This window comes from Micromonospora sp. NBS 11-29, from assembly GCF_002140155.1.
GTDB lineage: Bacteria > Actinomycetota > Actinomycetes > Mycobacteriales > Micromonosporaceae > Micromonospora.
In genome coordinates, this window is the sequence record NZ_NAPR01000013.1 from 36,897 (window position 1) to 44,909 (window position 8,013).

At 71.6% G+C, this 8,013-nt stretch carries 4 protein-coding genes and 1 pseudogene; 2 read left to right on the top strand and 3 right to left on the bottom strand.

Annotation, left to right across the window (positions count from 1 at the left end):
- The first annotated feature begins 82 nt into the window (after nt 1-82).
- Nucleotides 83-558 (top strand): annotated as a pseudogene (locus B1205_RS29810) (PP2C family protein-serine/threonine phosphatase).
- Here the strand turns inward: B1205_RS29810 and B1205_RS16510 are convergent.
- The 3 genes from B1205_RS16510 to B1205_RS32765 all read right to left on the bottom strand — a co-directional run bounded on the left by B1205_RS16510 (nt 500) and on the right by B1205_RS32765 (nt 6,142).
- The gene (locus tag B1205_RS16510; RefSeq protein WP_089156445.1) at nt 500-3,640 is read right to left on the bottom strand and encodes a type I polyketide synthase; all 3,141 of its coding nucleotides are present in this window, start codon (nt 3,638-3,640) and stop codon (nt 500-502) included. The pseudogene B1205_RS29810 and the gene B1205_RS16510 sit on opposite strands and share 59 nt — an antisense overlap.
- A 112-nt stretch (nt 3,641-3,752) precedes the next feature.
- Nucleotides 3,753-4,613 carry a helix-turn-helix transcriptional regulator gene (locus B1205_RS16515; protein WP_217809837.1) on the bottom strand — a complete coding sequence of 287 codons (861 nt, stop codon included), beginning with the start codon at nt 4,611-4,613 and terminating at the stop codon, nt 3,753-3,755.
- A gap of 128 nt (nt 4,614-4,741) precedes the next feature.
- Nucleotides 4,742-6,142 carry a hypothetical protein gene (locus B1205_RS32765; protein ID WP_089156447.1) on the bottom strand — a complete coding sequence of 467 codons (1,401 nt, stop codon included), beginning with the start codon at nt 6,140-6,142 and terminating at the stop codon, nt 4,742-4,744.
- A gap of 702 nt (nt 6,143-6,844) precedes the next feature.
- Here B1205_RS32765 and B1205_RS16525 point away from each other — a divergent pair.
- The gene (locus tag B1205_RS16525; protein ID WP_176308651.1) at nt 6,845-7,999 is read left to right on the top strand and encodes an IS701 family transposase; all 1,155 of its coding nucleotides are present in this window, start codon (nt 6,845-6,847) and stop codon (nt 7,997-7,999) included.
- Nucleotides 8,000-8,013 lie beyond the last annotated feature (14 nt).

Here is an 8,013-nt window from a genome sequence, read left to right on the forward strand (position 1 = left end):
ACACGCCGGGGCCTGGGAACCGGTGGGCGGGCTGGCCGGCTCCCGGCGCCCGGAGCGTGCGCTCCAGCAGCCCGTCACCGGAATGTCACTGGGCGCCGGCCCGCTCCTTCAGGCCGTCACCGTGACCAATCGCTACCTCACGCGCAACCATCTGCGGGACGGTTACTTCGTCACGCTCTTCTTCGGGGTGCTGGACCCGGCGACCGGCGTCCTGCTCTACGTCAACGGCGGGCACAACCCGCCGCTGNCAGTGGGCCGGCGCTGGGAATGGTCACCGACGCGACGTACTCGGTCCGGATGCTGCGACTGGAGCCCGGGGACACGCTGTTCGTCTACACCGACGGGGTGGTGGAGGCCCGTTCACCGACCGGGCAGCTCTTCGGCGTCGACCGGCTGCACCGGCTGCTGCGCGACCCGGTCCGCTCGGCCGAGGCGCTGCTGACCACCGTGGACCGTGCTGTCGCCGCGTACGCGGACGGCGCCGGCCAGGGCGACGACATCACGATGCTCGCCCTGCGGCTGCCGGAGCAGTCCGCTCGGCCGGATGCGTCACCATAGTCGCGATCTCCCGGATGGTGCCGTTCAGCAGCCGGGGCACTGCAGGCCGGGGCAGTTCATCCCAGTTCAGCACGGCTCGTAGCCGGGTCGCGGCGAGCGAGTCGACCCCCAGGTCGCGCAGCGGCGTGTCCGGGTCGATGCGCGTGGAGTCCACCTGAAGCAGCGCGGTCAGGGCGGACGTGACCTGTTCCTCGGCGTCGAACACGACGATCCCCGGCGTCGCCTGGCCACCCGCCGGGGGCACCGCGCCCTGGATCGCCGTCAGCGCCCGCTGCGTCCGGTCGAGGGCCGTGGCCGCCACCGTCGAAAGGAGCGCGGCGCCACCCGCCACCGCGCCGGTCACCGCGCGGGCGACCGGATGCCAGCCGGGCTCGCGATCCAGCTCCCGGCCCGGGCGGTGTGTCGGGCCGAGGGCGGGGTCCGACGTCACCGACTCCGTCGGGTCTGGCCAGTACCTCCGGTTCTGCCAGGGATAGGCCGGCAGGTCGGTGAGCCGGCCCGGGGCGGCGGTGGACCAGTCCACCCGGCCGCCGTGGCGGTAGATCGCCGCGAGTCCGCGTGCCAGCGTGACCGCCTGCGGCTCGTCGCGGCTCATCGAGGCGACGGCGACGGCGGACGCGGCGGTCTCCTCGATGACGTCCTCGACGGCGTGTAGCAGGACGGGGTGGGGGCTGACCTCGATGATCACGGTCGGCCGGTGGTCGGCGAGCGCGCTACGCAAGGCGGAGTGGAACCGGACCGGCTGTCGCAGACCGGTCATCCAGTACTCGGCGTCCAGCTCGCGACCGTGGACGAGCCGGTCGAGCGCGGTCGAGTACATGGGCACGACCAACTCGCGCGGGCGTACCTCGGCGAGCGCCGCCCGGAGCTGGGCTCTCATCGGTTCGACGAGCGCGCAGTGCGAGGCGTACCGGACCGGGACCGGCCGGCAGGGCACACCGGTGGCTTCGAGCGACGCCACGACCTGATCGAGTGCGGTCTTCTCGCCCGCGAGGACGACCGAGCGCGCGCTGTTGACGACGCCGACCGAGACCCGCTCGTCGAACCCGGCGATCGCCGCGGTGGCCTGCTCCGGGCCGAGCGCGACGGCGACCATCGCACCGGCGCCGTCGCGCCGGGTGAGCAGGCGGATGCGCCGGCACACCACCGCGGCCGCGTCCGTCAGGCTCATCGCCCCGGCGACGCAGGCGGCGGCGATCTCGCCCATGCTGTGCCCGATCACCAGGTCGGGCGTCACGCCTCGACCACGCCATGCCTCGGCGAGGCTCACCTGCACCGCCCAGAGCAGCGGTTGGACCTGGTCGTCCTGATCCACCGGCCGCTGGTCGAGGAGATGGTCGAGCACGGACCAGCCGGTCTCGGCCCGGATCGCGGCGTCGCACTCGGCCATGCGGGCGCGGAACCTGTCGTCCGTGGCGAGCAGTTCGCGCGCCATTCCGGGCCACTGCGAGCCCTGCCCCGAGAAGACGAAGACGATGCGCGCCGCCTCGCCGTCGCCGTCGACCACGGCGGGCGTACGTCGGAGAGCCGCCTGTTCCCTGAGGTCCCGGGCCATCTCGGTCGGGGTGCCTCCGGTCGCGGCGACACGCCACGGGTAATGGTCGCGGCGCACCGCGGCGCTGTGGCAGATGTCGCGCAGGCGGGCGGAAGGGGTGGCGTCCAACAGATCGGCGTACGCCTCGGCGAGCTCGGCCAGGGCGGTGGCGTCCCGGGCCGAGACCGGCAGCACCGCCACGTCCGGCGCGGTGCCGCAGTCGTCCGGGTCGATGTCGGCCGGCGCCTCGGTCAGGACCACGTGCACGTTGGTGGCGGAGAGCCCGAACGAGCTGACCCCGGCCACCGCGGGCCGGTCCCGGCGCGGCCAGGACCGGGTGCGCCCGGCCAACCGCAGCCCGGGCGTTTCCACCAGGACCGGGTGGGGCTGGCTCGCGTACAGGGTCGCGGGCACGGTGCGGTGCCGGAGCGAGAGCGCCACCTTGACCAGGCCGGCGAGCCCGGCCGCCGCCTCGATGTGCCCGATGTTCGACTTCACGGAGCCGATCAGGCACGGGCGGTCGACCGGGCGGCCGGCGCCGACCACCGCGCGCAGTGCGGTCAGTTCGGCCAGGTCACCCTGCGGCGTGCCGGCCCCGTGCGCCTCGACGTAGTCGACCTCGGCGGGAGCGATCCCGGCGTCGAGGTAGGCGCGGCGCAGCGTCTCCGCCTGGCCGTCGGCACGCGGGGCGGCGAGGCTGCGTCCGCCGTGGCCGTTGTTGCTCACCCCGCTGCCGACGATCGTGGCGTACACGCGATCTCCGGCGCGGCGGGCGGCGGAGAGCGGCTTGAGGACGATGCTCACCACGCCCTCGCTGCGCACGTAGCCGTCGCTGAGCGCGTGGCCGAACCGCCGGCGTCCCTCGGTGGAGAGGATCTCCGCATCGGCGAGCACCCGGTAGAAGTCGGTGCCGATGATGAGGTTGGCGCCGGTCACAAGCGCCGCCTCGGCCTCGCCCGACCACAGGTCGCGGCAGGCGAGGTGGACGCCCAGCAACGACGAGGAGCAGGTGGCGTCGATGCCCATGCTGGGGCCGCGCAGGTCGAGCAGGTGCGAGATCCGACCGGCCGGGATGCCCCAGGCGCTGTTGCTGAGCGCGGCGTGCATGTCGAAGAGTCCGGCGGACCGGACGATGTCCCAGTAGTCGGAGGCCAGGCACGCGGAGTAGACGGCCGTCCGGCTGCCCCGGACGGAGGCGGCCGACAGGCCGGCATCCTGCATCGCCTCCCAGATGGTGACCAGCATGAGCCGCTGCTGCGGATCCAGCCGGACCGCCTCGCGGGGGGTGAGGCCGAAGAAGCCCGCGTCGAACAGGTCGATGTCACGGAGGAATCCGCCGACCCGGGCCGGAATGCCGTCCCGTGCGGCGCCGACCGCGTCCGCCCAACGCTGGCGGTCGATGCGGTGGATCGGGATGTCCCGGACCTCGTCCCGTCCGGTCCGCAACAACTCCCAGTACTGTCGCGGGTCGTCCGCGCCTGGCAGGCGGCACCCGATCCCGACTATGGCGACCGGATCGCGGTGTCCGCCGGTGCCGACCCCGTCCATGATGAAGCGCCCCCGATTTGGTACGGCCGTCGATTTCCGCCGCGCACCGGGCACGCCGGAACTACGGCTCGATCACCCGCTACACGGTTCCGGTCGCATCGGGGAAGGTCAATCAAAACTTAACGTAGTGCGGCTGATCGGCGAAGTTCTCGGGCGCGGCTTCGGTCGACTCGGTCGTGTCGTGGCCGGCCGGCACGTGGACGATCATCGAGTTGAACCCGTCGGTCATCCGCATCACGACCAGTTGCAGTGTCTTCTGCGTACCGTCCGCGAGCTGGAACCGCCGTGGCCGGGTGTGCTGGCCCCGCACATCGTGGTCCTTCCACCAGGTGCGGAACTCCGGGCTGATGCGGTAGAGCATGCTGATGCGCTCGGAGAACCGCTGATCCCACGGGCGGGCCGCCGAGGCGATGCGGAACCGCGCGATGAGATCCCGGACGTCCTCCTCCCAGTTCACGATCCGCCGACGGGCCTCGCCGGCGGTCAGCATCCACCACAGCATGTTGCGCCGCTCCGCGGGCAGTCGGCCGAAGTCGGTGTACCAGCGGACGGTCGCCTGGTTCCACGCCGTCACGTCGCCGTACAGGTTGCCGAAGTAGACGGGATAGTCGACGTTGCCGAGCACGCCGACCAGCTCCCGCAGCATCGGCTGCTCGGCCTGCGCGGGCTCGCTCGGCCGGATCGGCGGTGTCTGCCCGTTCGCCAGGAGGTACAGGTAACGGCGCTCGTCCTCGCTCAGTTGAAGCACCCGGGCGAGGCTCTCCAGCACGTCGGGTGAGGGATGGATGTCCCGGCCCTGCTCCAGGTAGGTGTACCAGGTCGGGCTGAGCCCGGCGAGGACGGCGATCTCTTCGCGGCGCAGGCCCGGCGTACGCCGACGCGAGCCAGCGGGGAGGCCCACCTGCTCGGGCCTGATCCGCTCCCGCCGACTGCGCAGGAACTGCGCGAGGTCTCTCCTGTTGCGAACGGTCACCGCTTCGGACCCCTTCCCTCCGGGCTCATACCGCCCCGACCAAGCGCCGCCATCGCCGCCCAACGACTATCCGGTGTGGTGACGCTACAAGCTGTCGATCGGCCATGGGTGAGCGTGGAGGCGTCGGATCAGGCCGGTTCGCGGTCGCGGACGGCAAGGGCCCGCGTTATCAGGGCTGACAGTGACACCGCGACGTCCCATCCCGAGCCGTGGCGGTCGGCGTGGAACTCCGCTGCCTTCTCGGTCGCCTCGCCGAGCCGGCCCGCGAGCAGCAGCGCGTCGATCAGTGCTCCGGTCAGGTAGGGGACGAGCCACGGGAGTTCGTCCCGGAGGGTCTCCGCTCCGATGATCGCCCGGCGCAGGTGCGGTATCGCGCGGCGTGGCCGGGCGCCGGCGAGCTCGGACATCGCCACCGCGGCGCGGGCGAACACCGCGGCCTGCGGGTCGCTGCCGAAGGTGAGTCCTTCTGTGGATTCGTCGACCGGCGTGTTCAGCAGGGGGCGGAGAAACATCCGCAGCGCGTGCATCCGGGCGGCGGCGGCGGGCCACTGCCGGGCGGCCCGCAGCAGCAGCTCGCCGGCCTCGTCCACCCGACCCGCGCCCACGGTGAGCAGCAGGGCCCGGGCCATCAGGATGCGCTCGGCGCCGGGGCCTGCCGGCTCGTCGGCCGACAGGCCCTCGAGCAGGCGTAGTCCCTGCTCGGTCTCGTCCCGTAGCAGACAGACGAGCGCCCACACCGGAGCGGCTTCGGCCCGGGCGCCGGCCCGCAGCGCGAGCAGCGACAGGTCGGGCAGGAGTTCGAGGTCGAGCAGCCGCCAGGCGTCCCGCAGCGCCCTGAGGAGTTGCTCGCGTGCGTGATCGGGCAGAGGCAGCGGCTCACTCGGGTCCGACCCGAGTTGCCAGGGCCGGCCGGCCGCTGTGGCCCGCCGCGATCGGCTCAACCCGAGGAGCAGTTCACGCAGCACGGCCGGGAGGCCGCCGGCCGCCGCGTGCAGGGCGGCGACGGTGGTGGCGGGAGCAGGCGCGTCGAACCAGTGCTGGACGATCTCTCCCACGTCGGTGCGGGTCAGCGTCGGCAGCTCCATGATTCGCAGGTCGGGCTCGTAGAGCAGGCAGTCGATCGGGTCCGGTGTCGGTAGGGCCGACGCGTCCGGTCGGCTGATCACCAGTCCGGCGCCGAAGGTCCGGTGGGCGTCGCGCAGCGAGAGCAGCAGTTGCTGCGGCGCCTGGTGCGCGTCGTCGAGGATGAAGACCGGCGGCGGCGACTCCTGAGCCGCTGCCCGGATCGCCGCGGCCGTCGAGACCACCCGGGGCGAGCCGGGCGGTGACGCCGGCGCGGGCGGCGTCGGGCGGGGATCCACCACCACGGTCGCGCCCAGGGTCGGCGCGACCAACCGGGTCACCTCCCGCAGCAGCGCCGTACGCCCGATGCCCCGCCCGCCGGTGACGATCACCGGTTCCGGCCGCGACTTGCGCAGGACGGTCTCTATCTCGGCCAGCTGTGCTGCGCGTCCGGTGAATCGCAACATGCCCTCCCCTGTCCATCGCTGTTCGCGGGCCGCTGGCCCATGACCACGATAGTGATCGCCCAGAGGGCTCGGATCTGCAATTAACAGAGTGCGAGACTTTTGGCCGCGGTGATTTCCGTTACCGAGAACTCCTAGCCTGGTACTGCCAATGCTTAGACAACCACGGCCTGTACGAACCACGGACCGTGGAACATGCTACGTCCGTCGACCCGATGGATTGATGCAGACGGAGGCATTGTGCCGTTTCGATGGCGTCAGGCATCCCGCTGTCTCTCCGGATGGCGGTTTGTGCAGGTCAGGGTCGGTCCGCTGGGCGACCTTGCGGCTTTAGCAGGAATGCAGTAGGTGCTCCCCGACAGTGCGGTCGGGTAGACAATTCAGACCCACTTCTGGCGCTATCGATCCGTCTTGTCCGATTGAGCGGGTATGGGGGCATCTCATGTCCTTCGGGACGTTCGACCCGTCGCGGTGGGGCATTGTCGGCTAACAGACACGTGGGCTTCTGTCCCTAGCCGTCGAGGTTCCCGGGCACCTCGCGACGTCCCGTACTGGTCGACGAGAACAGCCTGTCAAACGGTTTATGTGGTCGGCTGAATTGTTCACCGACCCCGAAGCGGCGTCACGGCGTGTCCAGGAGTGAGTCACATGCCTGGGCCGGAGGCAGTCGATTCCGGCCGGTGGAAAACAACCATGGGGGAGATCATGACAATCGCGTTGCGGGCGGAGCCAGACAATGTCACCCGCGGATACGAAAGTCTCACCGAGTTCTGCCACCAGATGCTCCTCGACCTCCCGCGATCGGACCAGCGGCGCTGGGGCGAAATCTACCTCCGCGGCCTGGTCTCGCTCTGTGGTCGCAAATCGATCCGGCGCATCTCGGAAGAGATCGCCGGCGGCGGGGCCGACCAAGGGATCCAGCAGTTCGTCAACCAGAGCCCCTGGGACTGGGCGCCGGTGCGTCGTAACCTCGCGACCTACGCGGTCGCCCTGCTGGGCCAACCGCGCGCCTGGGTGGTGGAGGAGGTGGTGACGCCCAAGAACGGCGCGAGTTCGGTGGGCGTCGCCCGCCAGTACGCGCCCTCGCTGGGGCGAACCCTGAACTGCCAGATCGGCCTGGGGCTCTTCCTCACCGGCGACGCCGGCGCCGTCCCGGTCAACTGGCGGCTGCTGCTGCCCTCCACCTGGGACCAGGACGAGGTGCGTCGCGCCCGTACGCACCTGCCGGCCGAGGAGGTGCATCGTCCCCGCTGGCGGTATGTGCTGGACATGGCGGACGAGATGGTCGGCGACTGGGGCGTCGACCCGACGCCGGTGGTGGTCGACGCGCGCCACGAGTCCACGGTGGATCGCCTGGTGCTCGGGTTGGAGGAGCGGGAACTCCCGTACGTCATCGCCGTCGCGCCGGGCTCGCCGGTGCTGGCCGACCAGCCGGTGCGCACCGCTGGCCGGGCCGGCACCTCGCTGGTCTGGCGGGACACGGCCGGTGCGGGTCTGGTCTCCCGCTTCTTCCTCCAGCAGTTGCCGGGCCGGGTCCGTGCCGGCAGCCTCGCCCGCGGCCGGTCGCGCGGCCTGCTCACTGAGTGGCCGGCCGGCCGACCTCGCCCCACCGGCGCGTGGCTGACGAACCTCACCACAGTGCCGCCGGCCCAACTGATCGGTCTCGCCCGCATCCGGCACCAGGCCCGCCAGGAGATGAGTCGGTTGTACGACGAGTTCGGGCTCAACCACTTCGAGGGTCGGTCGTTCCGCGGCTGGCAACATCACGTCACCCTGGTCTCCCTCGCCCAGGCGTTCGTGCTTGGGCATCGGCTGCGGGATCGGGAGGAGTCTCCGGGTCTGCGCCGCTCGCCGGCCTGACGGAAGCCCGCCGG